Origin of the sequence: Microbispora sp. NBC_01389, from assembly GCF_045040095.1 — a bacterium.
In the GTDB taxonomy this organism is placed as follows: Bacteria; Actinomycetota; Actinomycetes; order Streptosporangiales; family Streptosporangiaceae; genus Microbispora.
The window spans coordinates 3,150,054-3,166,045 of record NZ_CP109552.1 but is presented as its reverse complement, the minus strand read 5'-3'; the positions used below and the strand labels follow the sequence as shown (position 1 = coordinate 3,166,045).

The window sequence follows — 15,992 nt, the reverse complement described above, 5'->3', positions numbered from 1 at the left end:
CCGTTACAGTCCGTGTCCGAGGGGGAGACCATGCCCGTTGTCACCTTGTACCGGCGGTTGCAGGGGCGGTTGCGCGGACGGCTGCCGGCCGTGGAGCCCACGCCGAAGGCCGCGCTCATCCGGGCCGACGCGAGCCCGCTGCAGGCCCAGCGCGAGACGCTGGACGTGGTCTGCGCCCTGCTGGGCGGAGCGGCGGTGCCGTACTTCTGCGTGCGCCCGCTGCCCGACCGCCCGCCGGTGGTCGCGGTGCCCGAGGAGGACCGCGACCGCGCGCTCGCCGCGCTCGCCGCCGGCGCCCACCCGCTGTTCGCGGCGCGGCAGCCGTACGGCAGGCCGGGGGCGCGGGCCCAGGCGGACGCGGGGCGGATGCGCCCGGTGCGGCGGGCCGCGCCACTGCTGGGCGACGCCCGGGTCGTGCGGCTCGCCATGTATTTCGCCAGCCCGTCGCGGACGCTCACGCTCGGCCCCGAAAACGGTCTCGATCTGGAGTTCTGGGCCCGCGAGGGCGACGACCTGGCCGGGCCGCGGCCCAACCCGGCGTGCGACCGCGTCCCCGCCGACGGCCCGGTGGCGGAGGGCGGCGAGGAGCTGTTCCTGCCCCTCGCGTGCCCGGCCCGCCGCGCCCGCGCCTACCGGACCCGGCCGGAGTTCATCCGGCGACTGCTGGACGACATCGACTTCCCGATCGACGCCGTCTACACGTGGGTGGACGGCGCCGACCCCGCCTGGCGGGCCCGCCGCGACCAGGCGCAGCGCGAGGAGGCGCGGCGCGCCGACTGCCCGCTGAGCGAGATGGCGACCACCGAGGCGCGGTTCACCAGCAGGGACGAGCTTCGCTACTCGCTGCGCTCCCTGCTGATGCACGCCCCGTGGATCAACCGGATATGGATCGTCACCGACGGCCAGACGCCCCCGTGGCTCGACACCACCCACCCGATGGTGTCGGTGGTCGACCACAAGGAGATCTTCACCGACACGTCGGTGCTTCCGGTGTTCAACTCGCACGCCATCGAGACCCAACTCCACCACATCGAGGGGCTCAGCGAGCACTTCCTGTACTTCAACGACGACTTCTTCCTCGGCCGGCCGCTGGCGCCGCGGACGTTCTTCGAGGGCAACGGGATCACCCGGTTCTTCCCCAGCACGGTCCACGTGCCCTTCGGCGTGCCGGAGACCGAGGAGTCCCCGGTGCACGCGGCCGGGATGAACAACCGGCGCATCCTGGAGGACCTCAGCGGCCGGACGATCACGCAGAAGCTTAAGCACGTGCCGTACGCGCTGCGCCGGTCGCTGATGTACGAGATCGAGGAGCGGTTCGCCGCCGAGTTCCAGGCGACGGCCCGCAGCAGGTTCCGCACGTCGCGGGACATCTCGGTGGTGTCGTCGCTGGCGCACTACTACGGCTATCTCAGCGGGCGGGCCGTGCCCGGCCTGGTCGACTACACGTACGTGGATCTCTCCCTGCCCAAGACGCCGGCCCGGCTGCGCCGCATGCTCGCCCGGCGCAGGCACGACGTGTTCTGCCTGAACGACACCTCGCCGACCGACGACGAGCAGGACGCGCTGCTCGCGCGGTTCCTGGAGGCCTACTTCCCCACCCCGGCGCCGTTCGAGCGGTGAGCCCCGGCAACCCCTGCCGTCTCCCGCCGTCCCCTCTCGCCCCGGGTGTCGTCGCGCGCCTCGTACCTCTCGGCGTACAGGCCGCGCGACGTCCAGCGCCCGGCCGGGACGAACGCGCGGGTCACCACGTCGAGCCGGCGACCGGTGAGGCCGGCCTTGCCGGTGTGGCCGACGACCCAGAGCGTACGCAGCCCCGCGAGGCGGGCGGCCAGCAGCCGGGGGCCGACCTCGCGGCCCGCGAAGCTGCCGTCCCGCTCCGGTGACCGCGCCAGCGCGATGTCACTCAGCCTGCCGAAGACCGACGGATAGACCGTGACGTACTTCCTGACCTTCGCGGGCACGAACATCACCCCGTCTCCCGGCCGGGCGGTGGAGGCGAGCAGCGCCAGGACCGGGCGCGGGTCGTCCTGCCTGCCGTCCGGCCCGCGCGTGGCGAGCTGCCCCGGCACCGAGAGGCCGATCCAGGCGGCCAGCGCGGCGACGGCCACGCCGGTGGGCAGCGCGGCGAGACCCGCCCCTGCGAGCAGCGCCGCCGCTGGGACGCAGCAGAGGACGTACCGGAAGACGTACACGGGATGCGCGGCCCAGGACGCCGCCAGCAGCACCGTCGCGGGGACGAGCAGCCACGGCAGGGTCACCCGCACCAGGGCCGCATACCCCCTGGAACCCCCCGCTCCCCGCCATTCCACCCCACCCGGGTCGCCCCGCTCGCCCACCCCCACCTTGTACGGGCTCGCGGCGCGGGCGGCGCGGATGGCGCTGACCAGGCCGAGGGCAAGGCCGAGGAGTGTGAGCGCCCAGGCCGGCGGGGCGACCCCGAGCGCCGTGAGCGCGGAGGCGCCGAGCGGCGCCGTTGGAGCGAGCCCCGGCCAGCGCGGCGGAGTCGTCGCGCCGAGATCCCCGAACATCTGGACGGCGAGCCGCCCCACGTCGGCCGCCTCGGGCCGGCGGATCCAGCTCACCTGCGCGCCCTGCCCGGAGCCGAGCCAGGCCAGCGGCGCCACGGCCACCGACGCCGCCGCCGTCGCACAGGCCCAGCGCGCGAACGGCCCCCGCGACAGGACCACGACCACGCCGTGGGCCCCCGCGACCAGGAACGCGAAGAGGTTGAGGTAGGCGAGGGCGGTCAGCGCCACCGCGTATCCGGCCAGCGCCGCCGGGGTGGGCGACCGCAGCACGCGCAGGAGCAGCAGCGTCACGCCGACGGCCGCGGCCGTCGTCATCGGGTACGGCCGCGCCTCCTGAACGTATCGGGAGAAGATGGGCATGAGGGCCAGGAGCGTCCCGCCGTACAGACCCGCCCGGGGAAGGCCGAGAGCGCGGCCGAGCGCGCCGGTCCCGGCGGCGGCCAGCGCCCCAGCGAGGACCGACGGCAGCCGCAGCGCCACCTCGGCCGTGCCGAAGACGCCGACGACCACGTGCATCAGCGCGTAGTAGAGGCCGTGGACGGCGTCGACCGACCGCAGCAGATGGGCCAGCTGGGGGAGGGTGCGGACGGCGGCGCTCACGGTGGCGGCCTCGTCGCGCCACAGCGGCGGGCCATCGAGATCCCACAGCCCGGCGGCGAGCGCGAGCGCGGCCGGAACGACGGTGACAGCCGACGGCCTTCCCACCCGGCCTTTCAGCGCGCCACCCCTCGTGCGGAACGCCCACGCCCGCGCTGATCGTGGGGGTGTGGTGCCGGGAGCGGCCCCGCGGCCGCTGGTGCGCTCGCTCACGGCAGCATGCGCGCGACCACGCGCGCCGAGGCGTGCCCGTCGTCCCAGGGGCAGAACCTTCGGGCGAACTCCGCGTATCGCGCCGCGAAGGGCTCGAGGTCGCCGCACCGCAGCACGTCGAGCAGGTCGTCGCCGGTCCTGACGACCGGCCCGGGGGCCACGGCCTCGAAGTCGAGATAGAAGCCGCGCACCTCGTCCCGGTAACGCTCCAGATCGGGGGCGAAGAACACCATCGGCCTCCCGGTGCAGGCGAAGTCGAACATCGCCGACGAATAGTCGGTGACCAGCACGTCCGCGGCCGCCAGCAGATCGGCCATATCCGGAAATTTCGAGACGTCGCGGACCCGGTGGCCGAGGCCCTCGGGGATCGCCAGGTGCCGCGCCACCAGATAGTGGGCCCGTACGAGCAGCAGGTCGTCGTCGTCCAGCGCCCGGGCCGCCCGGGTGAGGTCCAGGGCGAGCCGTCCCGCGCCCTCCGGCTCGTCGTCCCGCCAGGTGGGCGCGTAGAGGACGACCCGCCGGTCGGCCGGCACGCCCAGCCGCCGCCGGGCGGCCCGGGCGCGTGCGGGGTCGAACAGCACGTCGTTGCGGGGATAGCCCGACTCCAGGACCTCACCCGCGTAGCCGAACGCGCGGCGCAGCGCGGTGGTCGCGAACGGGCTCGGCGACAGCAGCAGGTCCCAGGTCGCCACCTGCCGGGTCAGCTCCGCCCGCGGCGTCTGCCGCGCGTACGGCATGCCCTCCAGGTCGAGCCCCAGGCGCTTGAGCGGCGTGCCGTGCCACGTCTGCACGACAAGCTGGCCGCGCGGCTTGTGATACCACCCCGGCTGCGTGCGCCGGTTGGCCACGACGAAGCGGCTGGTGCTCAGCGCCTCCTCGTGCTCGCGTGAGCCGTGCAGGACCAGGCGCGCGCCCGGGGGCACGGTGAACTGCCCGTCCCGGGTGACCCAGACGATCTCGACGCCGGGGTGACGGCGCGACAACTCCTCCGAGACGGCCCGGGGATTGCACGAGTACTGGCCGCCGCCGTAGCTGTCGAAGACGGCCGCGTTCCGCAACGCCGCGCCTCTCCCGATCCGGCCCCCCAGCCGGCCGCTCGTGCGGGACCGGGCCGCGGCCAGGCGCCTGCGCGTGGCGTACGGCCCCCGCTCGTGCGGGCCGAGGGCCGGCCGCACCACGAGGCTGAGCGCGCCGTCGCGGGCCGTACGGAAGGAGACCTCGTGCAGCCCGGCGACCCGCGGCCGGGGCGGGTCGGCGATCAGGGCCGGGCCCAGCCGGACGCGCTCGTCCCCGGCGAGCACGCGCCAGGTGCCGCCGGCGAGCGGCAGCCCGTCGGCCGTCCTGCCGATCAGGGCCGTCCATCCGTCCTCGTCCTGAAGGACCGGCCAGGAGTGGCGTTCGGCGCCGCGCTCCAGGGTGATCCGGTCGCCGGGAAACCGGTCCGGCGCCTCCAGGACCAGCTCCCCCGCGTCCGTCCAGCGCACGGCGCCGATGTGCCCCGCGGACCCGGCGGGGTCGTCACCGGCGGCCACACCGGCCGTGAGTGTGAGGCCCCGCTCGTGCGTGAGGGAGACCCGTGCGCCCGCGACGTCGAAGACGCGCTCACCCGGCGCCCCGGTCGCTCTTCCGGCCCGGGTCACGCCCCGGGCCCGGACCCGCGCGTGCAGCGCCCACCGGCCGGGAGGCAGGGCGTCGAGGGCGATCACGGCCTCGAAGCCGGAGTCGTCGTGGCAGGCGACCGACTGCCGGGAGTCGGCGGTCACGTCGGGCCTGCGGGTCCGCCGCACCGGCAGGGCGATCCGCTCCTCCTCCCGCTGCAGCCACACCTCGATCCGGCCGCGCCCGCTGTCCAGGTGGGCGATGTACGCGTGACCGGCCAGGACGAGCCTGCCGTCGACGTGCCGTACGTCGTCCACGCGGGCGACGAGCCGCAGGTCGCGGGTCGCGTCGAACAGCGAACGCGAGAGCCGGGGATCGCGGCGGAAGGGATAGTCGAGATACCAGCGGCGGCGGACCAGCCCGCGCCGGAGCACTCCCCGGTGCCTGATCTCCGACTCGGCGAACATCCGCAGCTCCGCCAGCTCGCCGGTCATGCCGTGCGCGGCGAAGTGGATCCGGAGCCGCCCGAGGACCGGCAGCCGTTCGACCGCGCCGGGGTCCAGGCGGCCCAGGGCCTCGGCGAGCCCGTCCGGGATCCGGTCGCGTACGGCGTCCAGCACCGCTTCGAGGTCGGGCCCCTCGGCCAGGCGCAGGTCGTAGGCCGCGCGCAGTCGCGGCGCGTGCCGTCCGAGCAGGTCCGACACCTCCAGCATGGCCCGCAGGCGGCGCAGCGGATCGGCCGGCGGCCGGGACCCGCGCGTGAGGCAGACCACGTCGTTGAGCACGTCGGCCGAGGTGGACAGCACGTGCGCCGGAATCGTCACCGGGAAGTCCTCGCCCAGCCCCTCGGGGAAGGCGAACCGGTGCCGGTTCCAGAACTCCCGGCGGAACACCGTGCCGCCCGCCCGCGGGTCGTCCAGCAGCTTCGGATGCCGGGTGATGTGAGTGCGCAACCGCGCCGCCGCCCCCGTTGCCGCCCCCGCTCTCGATCCCGCCCCCGGGCCCGGCGCGGTGCCGGTCGTCCGTCCCGTTTCCGTGGCGGTCCCGCCGGAGGCGTACGGGCTCCAGCGGAGGATCCGGCCGCAGGCGAGGTCGGAGCCGGTGTGGTCGAGGGCGTCGACCAGCATGCGGTAGGCGTCGGCGGGGACGACCGAACCGGGGTCGGCGAAGGCGAGGTAGCGGCCGGTGGCGAAGGCCGCGCCCGCGTTGCGGGCCGCGCCGGGGTCGTCACCGCCGTCGCCGAGGGCGAGCAGCGTGAACCCCGGGCCGGGCGGCCGCAGACCCTCCGGCCGCCCGGCGAGGATCACCTCGATGTCGTCGAGAGTCTGGTCGTGCAGGGACTTGAGGCACTCCTCGGCGTGTTCCTCCCCGCCGTGCAACGGGACGACCACCGAGAGCCTGGGAGGCGCTGTCACGCCGCCAGGATGCCGAGGCACGGCGAGGCGACACCCCGCCGATCTCGATTGCCTTACCGTTTCTTGACCAATCCTTGACGCACAGCCATGGGCTGCTCTCGCTCAGGCACGGCGGAGATGTCTCGCCGTGACATGAGACAACTGGCAGATCACCCAGCGTCAAGGATGCGACCGGCGCAGACCAGTGCCGCCCCGAAATCCTTGACTCGGTCGCTGCTCACATCCCGGACGATGGCCGCCAGCACCTCACTCTCGGCAGGAGTGACATCGAGGTGGCGACAGTCTCCTGACTGCTCGTGGAACAGACGGACCACAGGCGGGGCAAGTTCACCGGCTACCTCCTCCTGCACGAGCATTATCGAGATGACGGCTGTGCCACAGTCGAACGTGCCACCATCCCCGATGTGCTCGATCGGTCCCATCTGGCGCGAGGATCGCGCGAATCGTGCCGATCGACACCATCCGAGGCGGCAGTTATGACCAGCAGACGGCTTCTTCGTGGCCTCCTTAGGGGCTCCGGCGAGCGCTTCGGTGGGCACTGGATCAGGAGAACGCTTACGCTTCGTCATGGGTCCTCTTCCTGTGTGAGCAGGTTGGGATCAAGGGCCTGCCTGGTGTTGGCGCACCAGGCGGGCCCGTTATCTCGGAGCGTCTCGACCGTATGACTTACCGATGCGCGCCGTCAAGCGATGCGCCCAGAAAGGCCGTACGGATCGTTCACCACTACACTTCGGCGCATGAATCAGCGCCCTGAATCGCCATGGGTGCCTGTCGGCATCGATGGCATCGCCCTGCATCTCGGCGTCTCGCAGAACACCGTCATGGCATGGCGTCGGCGTTCCGCGAAGGAGTGGGTGACAGTCAGGAAGTTCCCGGAACCAGCCGGCAAGATCTCTGGTCGTGACTGGTGGTGGCTCGCAGACGTCCTCGACTGGGCACGTGCGACGGGCCGCACCGAGGAGACGTCGTGAAGTGCCGTCACCGTCTTCGATGCAACCGAATGGTGACCTCGTAACGCGGTCGCGGTCCAACCATTATTGCCACACCTCTGATTCTCAGGACAACTACCCGTCGGGCGCGTCCCGGTGCTGCATTGATCTTGACTGTGCCAGGGGCAGCGGAAGGATCAGCACATCCATGAGGGGTGCGTCGGGCCAGCCGGGGCGCAGACGGGCGACAGGCTGCCAACCCCATTGGACGTAGGCGGCGTAGGCCGTGGAGTTCTCCGGGCGGACCAGCAGTGTGGCGCGTCGTTCGCCGCGGCCGGCCAGGAGCTCATCGTGCAGGGCATGCGCGATGCCCTGTCCGGTCCACGCCCGCCGCACCATGATCTCCGAAAGGGCGAAGGTACGGGCGCCGTCCTCGGCGGTGAAGTCCGGCTCGGGTTCGGCCTCCAGCCCATTCCACCACCGTGTGTCAGGGGGCAGAGGCCATCCCCAGGCCTGGCCAAGGGGCTCGTCACCCGCGTACGCCATGACGAGGTCGAAGCCGTCCCGGCTGGTGTAGGCGTCGAAGCGGGTCATGAAGGCCTGGTCACTGGCGAATGCGTCACCGGTGGCGATCCGCTCGGCGTAGGCGTCGCGGTGGATCAGTGACACGACCTCACGCTGCTCGCGGGCGCCGGCGGCGTCGAACCGCTTGAAGATCACAGTTTCGGTCATGCTGTTCCTCCGGGTTCTCAGGATCAGACGGGGGCCAGCGCACGGGCGGCCTGGTCGAAGCGTTCGCAGAACTCCTCGTCGAAACCCTCCGCCTCGTGCCGGACGGGCCGCAGTTCATTGAGCACCCGGACGGAGGTCAGCCGTTCTCCCAGATCCGGAAGGAGCTGCGTTCCCTCCTCGACGGCGGTCCGGTGGTCCCCGGCTGCGGAGGTGGCCGCGGCGAGCCGGGCGCGGTAGTAGGCGCGGTCACGGGGCGAGCGGGCCGGGTCGCTGAGAACCGACCGATACAGGCGGGCGGCGTGCTCGGGGTCGCCGAGTGCGATCCTGCCCATGGCCTCGTAGCCGGTTATCTCCGACTGGGTGACGAAGGTGCTCCAGGGGTGGTCGGTGTCGTGGGCGCCGCGGTCGAGCTCGGTGCGGGCCCGGCAGATCGCGGCACGGAAGGCCACCTCGTCGTCGAGCTGGGCGTGGGCGAGTGCCTGGCGAAGCGCGATCAGCGCGTGCAGGGTGGCGGAACGGGCGTGCCGGGCGGCGTCGGCCGCGCGGTCGGCGAACCGCAGCGCCTCACGTGCGGTGCCCCGGCGGCCGGTGATCCTGGCTAGATGGGTCGCCTGTTGGGCCATGTTCACATACACGTGCACGACCAGCTCGGTGTCGCCCGAGCTGCCGGCCAGCAGCGCGGCTTGGCCGTACAAGGTGCGGGCGAGGGGCTGGTTGCCGGAGTCGTAGGCGAGCCAGGCAGTGACGATGCCGAGGTCGGCGGTCGTGACCAGCAGCTGCCTGCCGACCTGGTCGGTGTAGTCGGACTCGTCCAGCATCGCCCGTGCCCGGGCGAAGGTCTCCATGGCCTGGCGCAGCAGGCCGCCGCCGCCAATGGTGCGGTCCTGGTTGCGCAGCCGTGACAGGATTGCCTGCAGATAGCGGACGTGCGCGCGGTCGACCCGATCGGGAGGGGGCAGCAGCGCGGCCACGACCAAGCCCGAGGTCACGGCGCCGAACTCCCGGCGGTCGAGATCCACGTCGACTCCCCAAAAACCGGCCTCATCGTCGCTTCCCAGACTGGCATCCTCCCGGCCCAGGATGAGCGGCAGCAATGCCGCTCGGGGCATCCCGAGCTCGTCGCAGACGCGGAGAATTTCCCGTACGTCGTGGAAGGTGTACCGCTGGCGTCGTTCGACTTTGGTCACCACGGATTGGGACCAACCGAGCAGGTTGCCGAAGTCGAGCTGGCTCAGCCCCGACGCTCCGCGCATGATCGCCAGCACCGCCCCCATGTCGAGCCGGGCGAGTGCCTGCCGCAGAGGCAGCGAATCCCAGACCCAGGTGGGAGTGACGCCGGTCGACTCCCGGGCCGAGGTGAGGCAGGGGCCGCAGAGCGGGTCCGGGTTGTACCGGCTGAGCTTGGCGAAGCGGCATGCCGGGCAGACGCGGTCGCCGTTCGCACTCGGGTCCATCGGGGCCCTCCGCCAGCCAGTGATGTACGTCGTCTTGATGGTGCCCGCGCCGCCGTTGGATCGGGGAGAGCGTATCTCCAGCTCACCTTTCTCGTAGGCCAATCTGGCCTAACCCGCGACGGCCTGGCTGGGACACAACGGCGTTGGCTCTCTCCGCGGCAGAGGGCACGCTCGCAGGAGCAATCCCATGAGAGACCCTCTCGTCGCTCACGGTCACCACGACGGGGCGGCGTTCTCCCGGAAGACGCCTGCTCAGGAGACCTTGCATGGATGTGCTCCTTGCCCCAACCCAGACGCCACAACCAACAACCGAACAACCAGTGCAGATCCCCGCTGAGGACCGCCTGATCCGGGTTAGCGCCTGGCAGTTGAGCCGCGAAGGCGGCCCACAGCAGGCTCGGCGTCTGTTGCGTTCGCACGTCGCCGAGCGCGTGGACGGCCCCGCGCTCGATGAGGCGGACGTCGTGGTCAGTGAGCTGGCGACCAACGCGTTCGTGCACACCGGAGGTCCGTGTGAGCTGCGACTGGTTCAGTACGCGGGGTTCCCCATCGTCTGTGAGATCGCTGACGTCGGCGACCAGGAGGACATCGTTGCCAAACGGCTCGCCGAAGCCCTCGTGTGCCCGGCTGTGGCCGACGACCCCGATATCGCCCACCTTGACGAAGGCGGCTTCGGCCTGAGCATCGTCGCCGCCCTGACCAAAGGGCACTGCGGCGTGCGCCCGGCCCGGCTGTATCACAGCACGCAGGTGGGCAAGAGTGTCTGGTTCGCCCTTCCCGCGCTCGGACGCCGTTCATGCGACTCCGCGCAACCTGAGTTCGACCCCGAGGAGTCGGCCGCGAAGGCTCAGTCTCCGTCCCTGCCGTTGTAACTGCCGGCAAGGGGCGGTGTGGCGGGTCCTTCCTGGGACGCCGGCCACGAGCACGACCCCCGGACCGATGCGGTCCGGGGAGCCCACATGGGGAGGCCCCGTTCCCCCGCCGGTCCAGGTGTCCAGAGCCCGGGCCATCGGGCGGTTACCAAGGTCCCTCCAACAAGGATCAGGAGCAAAGATGAGCACGCAGACCATCGCGCGGAGCGTTGAACCGCACCAGCACGCCGGCGACGACGCCGACGACCCGTTCCAGCTCGACATCACCTTCATCGAGAACACGCCGGCGACCGAGACGGTGCTGTTGTGCAGCACCGGCGACACTTGCGGGAGCTCCTGCCCGAGCGCCTGCACCACCTCGTAGCCCAGGTCCAGCCCGGCGGCGCGGGCCGGACGGACGTCTCCCTCCGGCCCGCTCCCTTCCTGTCTAGAACGGAGTGTGGGTGATGACGCGCTTACGACACAGCCTGTACCGGGTTGCCGGTGAGGGGATGCTGCGCGCCGCGGTGCGCCTCACCGGGCCGGACCTGCCGCCCTGGCCGGGTCCCACAGCGCCCCTCGAGCGCTGGCGTTCGTGGCTGGCGGCAGCGTGGGCCGACGATGCCTTTCGGCAGGCGGCGTCCAGCGCCAGCCCGGATCTGGACCGCAAGGTCCAGGCGATCCTCGGCGGGCTCTCGGTCAAGGTACGCCGGGCACGCCGGGCGGCACTGGCCACCGCCCGATACACGATCAGGTACGCGCGCCGCTCGACACCGTTCGGTCTGTTCGCGGGCGTCGCGCTGACCGAGTTCGGCGACGTGGCCGAGGTCCGCTTCGGGGAGTTGCACCAGGCTGTTGCCCGGCCGGACCCGGTGGCGCTGGACGCGGCGGTCAGCGACTTGGAGGCGGACGGCGAGCGGATGGCCGACGTCGACGTATGTGTCAACAACCTGGCAGCTCTGCGGGGCGGGCGCGTCTACGTGCCGTCCGAGGGCGCTTCGGAGTTCTCCCTCGCGCTGACCCCCGCGGTCGCGCTGGTGCTGGATGCGGCCCGGGCCCCGATCCGGTACTCGACCCTGACGGACAAGCTCGCCGCCGAATTCCCAAGCACGAACGAACGCCACCGGGCCGGGCTGGTCGCGGAGCTGCTGCGGGTGCGGCTGCTGCGGTCGTCGCTGCGTGCACCCGCCACCGTCGTCGACCCGGCCGATCCCCTGCCGGCTGCCCTGAAAGACACGCCCTACCGGGCGGCGGTGGATCTGCGGCTGGACGCTGCGGTGCGGCTGCCGACGACGGTCGTGACGGAGGTGGAGACCGCCGCGACGGTCCTGACGCGCCTCACCGTTTATCCGACAGGGACCTCGGCATGGCGCCGTTACGCCGAACGGTTCGCCGACCGGTACGGCGAGGGTGTCGAGGTGCCGCTGGAGCTGGTGACGGATCCCGAGGCGGGCTTGGGCTTTCCCGAGGGTTTCGGCCAGGTGTCCGAGCCGCCTCGCCCGATGACCCGCCGGGACCGGCTGCTTCTGGAACTGGCCGGCACCGCGGCCGTCACAGGCAGTCGCTCGGTGGTCCTGTCCGGCGCGATGATCGAGCGGTTGGAGGCCGCCGCGGGCAAGCGTACGGTCACCCCGCCCCACCTCGAACTGTGTGTGCAGGTACAAGCGCACTCGACGCAGGCTCTCGACTCCGGGCACTTCCGTCTTCGGGTGTTCACCGTCTCTCGGGCGGCCGGCTCGATGACGGGTCGCTTCTGGCATCTGTTCCCGCAGACCGGAGCAACGTACGCCGGTCTGCCCACGGTCGAGCCTGGCGCGGAGCTGGTCCAGCTGTCCTTCCACGCCGGCCGCGTCCCGGCCGATCTGCTCACCCGTGCCCCGCAGGTGCTGCCCCGGCTGGTCAGCGTCGGGGAGTTTCGGCATCGCGGGAAGGGTGTGCTGTTCCCGTCCGATCTGGCTGTCGGTCTCCGCCACGGCCGCCTCTATTTGACCGAGGCCGCCACCGGGACGCACGTGGAGGTGCTCGCACCGACCGCGATCAACTTCCTGTGGAACAACTACACCCCTCCCCTGGGTCGGTTCCTGGCCGAGATCAGCCGGGCCACCATTCCCCAGGTGACGTGGTTCGACTGGGGCGCCGCCTGGACCCTTCCGTTCACCCCGGCATTGCACTACCGGCGTTCGATCCTGGTTCCCGCACGATGGAAGCTGCAGGCTCACGAGTTGCCCGGTCGCACCGCGACGCTGGATGAGTGGGCCGGGCACCTGCACGCCTGGATGAGCTGCTTCGGCGTGCCGGACCGCGTGCTCTTGGCCGAGGACGACCAGCACCTTCCGCTCGATCTGCGCCAGGACATGCACCTGGACCTGCTGCGCACCCACCTTGCCTCCAGTCCGACCGGTGCCGCGGTCCTGTACGAGGCGCCGCCACCGGATGCCGACGGCTGGATCAGCGGGCGCGCCCACAGCCTCGTTGTCCCGCTCAGGGCACGCCCATGACCGCGACGGCGGCTCTTCCGCGGACGCAGGACCTGTCCGAGGGCGCGCTCGGGGTAACGCTGCTGCATATCGAGCGTGGTGACCTCGCATCCGCTCGAAAGACCTTGGCGCAGGCGGTCGCGGGCGGTGTCAGTGCCGGAGGCAACGCCTCGTTGTTCCACGGCGCCCCCGCACTGGAGTTCGTGCTCAGCCGTGCCCGGCGTGCCGACCGCGACATCCGGGACGCCGTCGACCGCGTCGTGACCGCGCGACTGGCCGCAGCGCGGCGGCGGCAGGTATCCGCGGCACTACCGCATGCCGCGGAGTTCGACCTCATCCGGGGCTTGACTGGGCTGGGCGCACTGCTGCTGAATCGCGACAGCGCCTCGCCACTGCTGGAAGAGGTGCTGGACTACCTGGTTTCCCTGTGCCGGCCGGTCCGCCTCGATGGCCGGGAGCTGCCGGGCTGGTGGTCGGATGCCGGGCCTGCCGATGAACAGATGCCCGGCGGACACGGCAACAACGGTGTCGCGCACGGCATCGCCGGCCCCCTGGCGCTGCTGTCCCTCGCCGCCCGGCGTGGCGTCCAGGTGCCGGGACAGCACGACGCCGTCGAGGTGGTCGCGCGCTGGCTGGACAGGTACGGCTGCTGCTACTGGGTCACTCGCGACCAACTGTCCAATCCCGAGCCGCCGAAACGGCAGGTCGCGCGCCCGTCGTGGTGCTACGGAGAACTCGGCATCGCCCGCAGCCAGCAGGTGGCCGCGATCGTCCTGGGCGACCCGGTCCGTCGGCTCGCGGCAGAGGACACCGTCGTGCGCGTCCTCGCCGACCGAGCCCGCCTTGACCGGGTCACCGATGCTTCGCTGTGCCACGGCTGGGCCGGCCTGCTGACCGTCGTCCGTGCCGTCGCCGACGACAGCCCCGACCCGGACCGATACGCGCCGCTGATCGAGGACCTGGCCAAGCGCCTGGCCGCTGACCTGGGCCGGCTGTCCAAGCCCGGATTCATGGAAGGCCGTGCCGGCGCGCAACTGGCCCTGGACGGCACGAACACCACCGGCTGGGCCAGGGCCCTGCTGATCACCTGACTCCGCCCGTCATTCGACCCGAGCCTCACTGAGAAGGAGCGCCCACGACCATGGACGTCGACGATGAGGACCTGCCGATCACGCCCGAGCAGGGCTGGTGGCATGCCAGCGTGTCGTTCCCAGGCGGTGCCGTGAGCCTGGAGGCTGCCCAGGCGCTGGTGTCCGCGCTGCACGACCAGCGGTTCCACTACCTCCGCAAGGATGGAGGGCTGCGGCTGCGCATCAAACGCCCGGCTGCGGCCCTGCTGGACCGGCTCGTCGCCGACCAGCTGGCCAGCGGCTGGGTCGGCGGGGTCTACGAGCCGGAGACCCAAGCGTTCGGCGGCCCCGAAGGCATGGATATCGCCCATGAGGTGTTCTGCGCGGACAGCCGCGCAGCCCTGGCCGAGACGGGCAGGGCGGGTGCCCGGGAACGCTGTGTCCTGCTGATCTCGGCCATGAGCCGGGCGGCCGGCTTGGACCCTTTCGAGATCGGCGATGTCTGGGCGAAGCTCGGCTCCCTGCGGCCATCCGTCACTCCGCCTGCCATCGCCTCGCGTGACCAGGCGGTAGCGGCCATGCGGCGCCTCATGAACGCCGACGCCGCTCGGCGGCCGGACGCCGAGCCCGGCTGGGCCGAGCGCGTCGCCGGGTTCGAGGAGGCCGGATACCGGCTGAGAGGGCTGGCCGCGGATGGGCGGCTGACGCGGGGTCTGCGCGCGGTACTCGCCCATCACGCGATCTTCGCCTTCAACCGTGCCGGAGTGTCCGCCGACGAGCAGGCCGCAACCGCATGGCTGGGCCGACACGTCGCCTTCGCCGACGAGGAGGCAGCCGACGTGTCTTCCCGCATGTCCACCTCACCGGACTCTAACCTCACCCGAATGGGGACCACCGTGACGCCTGTAACCGACCCCGCCGAGCTGCGCGAAGCGCTCGTGACGCGCCTCATCGACAGCGGCCACCTGCGCACTCCTGACGTCATCGCCGCCTTCCGGAACACCGAACGCCATCTGTTCCTCCCCGGCGTCGACCTTCAGGCCGCGTACGTCGACGACGCCGTGCCCATCAAGCACGACGAGACGGGCGAGATGATCTCCTGCATCTCCGCACCCTCAATCGTCGCCACCCAGCTGGAGCAGGTGGGCGCCAAGCCCGGCCACAGGATCCTGGAAGCCGGGGCCGCCACCGGCTACAACGCACACCTACTCGGCCAGCTCGTGGCCCCCGGCGGTCACCTGTGGACCGTGGACGTCGACCAGGACCTCGTGGACAGCGCCCAGAAGAACCTCGCGCAGGCCGGGGCTCCGAACGTGACCGTCGTGCTGGCCGACGGCGCCGCAGGCCTTCCCGAACACGCCCCCTTCGACCGCATCCAGTTCACCGTCGGCGCCGGCGACGTCCCCCTGAGGATCCTCGACCAGCTCGCCCCCGGCGGACGCCTGGTCATCCCGATGCGGATCCGCGGCAGCGTCTCGCGATCCTTCGCCTTCGAACGCGACGGTCAGACCTGGAAGGCCGTCTCGTGCGAGATGGCGACGTTCGTGCCCCTGCGCAAAGGCGTCTGTGACGACATCTACACGCTCGTGTCGATGGCCGGTGACGGGAACGTACGCCTGGAGACCTTCAGCGAGCAGGACGTGGACCGCGAGGCGATGCGCACCGTGCTGGACCAGCCGCAGGCCAAGGTCTACTCCGGCGTGAAGTTCCGCCAAGGCGACCCCTGGCAGTGGCTGTATCTGTACCTGGCGTGCGTGCTGCCAGGCGGTCTGTCGCGCATGCCTGGGTCCCGCCCCGGCTTCACCCCGCACTTCGGCTGGGGCTCCATGGCCGCGCTCGACGGCGACACCCTGGCCTACCTGACCGTACGCGAAGGCGAGGACGAGCAGGGCAGGTTCTGGGAGATCGGCGTCATCGGCCACGGCCCGCGCGCCGCCGAGCTCGCCGACCAGGTAACCACCGAGATCGGCGAATGGGACCGCGGCTGGGGCAACAACGCCCCACAACCCGGCTTCCGCATGGCCGTAGGCGATGCCCGCGACCAACTGACAGCCGCCGAACCACGCTTCGTCATCGACAAGACCTACAGCCGTCTCGTCGTCGACTGGCCGCGCAGGAGCTGAGCCG

General features: G+C 71.7%; 12 protein-coding genes. 7 read left to right on the top strand and 5 right to left on the bottom strand.

What is annotated here, in order from left to right:
* The first annotated feature begins 30 nt into the window (after positions 1-30).
* Positions 31-1,620, top strand: a complete 1,590-nt coding sequence (locus tag OG344_RS14460; protein WP_405088656.1) for a stealth family protein — start codon at positions 31-33, stop codon at positions 1,618-1,620.
* Here the strand turns inward: OG344_RS14460 and OG344_RS14455 are convergent.
* The 3 genes from OG344_RS14455 to OG344_RS14445 all read right to left on the bottom strand — a co-directional run bounded on the left by OG344_RS14455 (position 1,587) and on the right by OG344_RS14445 (position 6,774).
* Positions 1,587-3,338: a hypothetical protein gene (locus OG344_RS14455; RefSeq protein WP_405088655.1), complete on the bottom strand. Its 1,752-nt coding sequence runs from the start codon at positions 3,336-3,338 to the stop codon at positions 1,587-1,589. The genes OG344_RS14460 and OG344_RS14455 overlap by 34 nt on opposite strands.
* Complete coding sequence (locus OG344_RS14450) at positions 3,335-6,352, bottom strand: CDP-glycerol glycerophosphotransferase family protein (protein ID WP_405088654.1); 3,018 nt, start codon at positions 6,350-6,352, stop codon at positions 3,335-3,337. Before OG344_RS14450 ends, OG344_RS14455 begins: the two co-directional genes overlap by 4 nt.
* A 149-nt stretch (positions 6,353-6,501) precedes the next feature.
* On the bottom strand, positions 6,502-6,774 hold the full coding sequence (locus OG344_RS14445) for a hypothetical protein (protein ID WP_405088653.1): 273 nt from the start codon (positions 6,772-6,774) through the stop codon (positions 6,502-6,504).
* A 315-nt stretch (positions 6,775-7,089) separates the two neighbouring features.
* Between OG344_RS14445 and OG344_RS14440 the strand changes: the two genes are divergently transcribed.
* A complete protein-coding gene (locus OG344_RS14440; protein WP_405088652.1) occupies positions 7,090-7,323 on the top strand; it encodes a hypothetical protein in 234 nt (77 codons plus the stop codon).
* A gap of 93 nt (positions 7,324-7,416) precedes the next feature.
* Here OG344_RS14440 and OG344_RS14435 read toward each other — a convergent pair whose 3' ends face one another.
* Positions 7,417-8,013, bottom strand: coding sequence for a GNAT family N-acetyltransferase (locus OG344_RS14435; RefSeq protein ID WP_405088651.1), 597 nt, complete (start codon positions 8,011-8,013; stop codon positions 7,417-7,419).
* Between the two features lie 23 nt (positions 8,014-8,036).
* Positions 8,037-9,467, bottom strand: a complete 1,431-nt coding sequence (locus OG344_RS14430; protein ID WP_405088650.1) for a helix-turn-helix domain-containing protein — start codon at positions 9,465-9,467, stop codon at positions 8,037-8,039.
* Between the two features lie 266 nt (positions 9,468-9,733).
* Here OG344_RS14430 and OG344_RS14425 point away from each other — a divergent pair, with 266 nt between their 5' ends.
* The 5 genes from OG344_RS14425 to fxlM all read left to right on the top strand — a co-directional run bounded on the left by OG344_RS14425 (position 9,734) and on the right by fxlM (position 15,988).
* Positions 9,734-10,339, top strand: a complete 606-nt coding sequence (locus OG344_RS14425) for an ATP-binding protein (protein WP_405088649.1) — start codon at positions 9,734-9,736, stop codon at positions 10,337-10,339.
* A gap of 181 nt (positions 10,340-10,520) precedes the next feature.
* Entirely contained in the window at positions 10,521-10,703 is a 183-nt protein-coding gene (locus OG344_RS14420; protein ID WP_405088648.1) for an FxLD family lanthipeptide, read from the top strand.
* A gap of 82 nt (positions 10,704-10,785) precedes the next feature.
* Positions 10,786-12,816 carry a lantibiotic dehydratase family protein gene (locus OG344_RS14415; RefSeq protein WP_405088647.1) on the top strand — a complete coding sequence of 677 codons (2,031 nt, stop codon included), beginning with the start codon at positions 10,786-10,788 and terminating at the stop codon, positions 12,814-12,816.
* Positions 12,813-13,886: a lanthionine synthetase C family protein gene (locus OG344_RS14410; protein ID WP_405088646.1), complete on the top strand. Its 1,074-nt coding sequence runs from the start codon at positions 12,813-12,815 to the stop codon at positions 13,884-13,886. Before OG344_RS14415 ends, OG344_RS14410 begins: the two co-directional genes overlap by 4 nt.
* Before the next feature lie 50 nt (positions 13,887-13,936).
* Positions 13,937-15,988, top strand: coding sequence for a methyltransferase, FxLD system (gene fxlM, locus OG344_RS14405; RefSeq protein ID WP_405088645.1), 2,052 nt, complete (start codon positions 13,937-13,939; stop codon positions 15,986-15,988).
* The last annotated feature ends 4 nt before the right edge of the window (positions 15,989-15,992 follow it).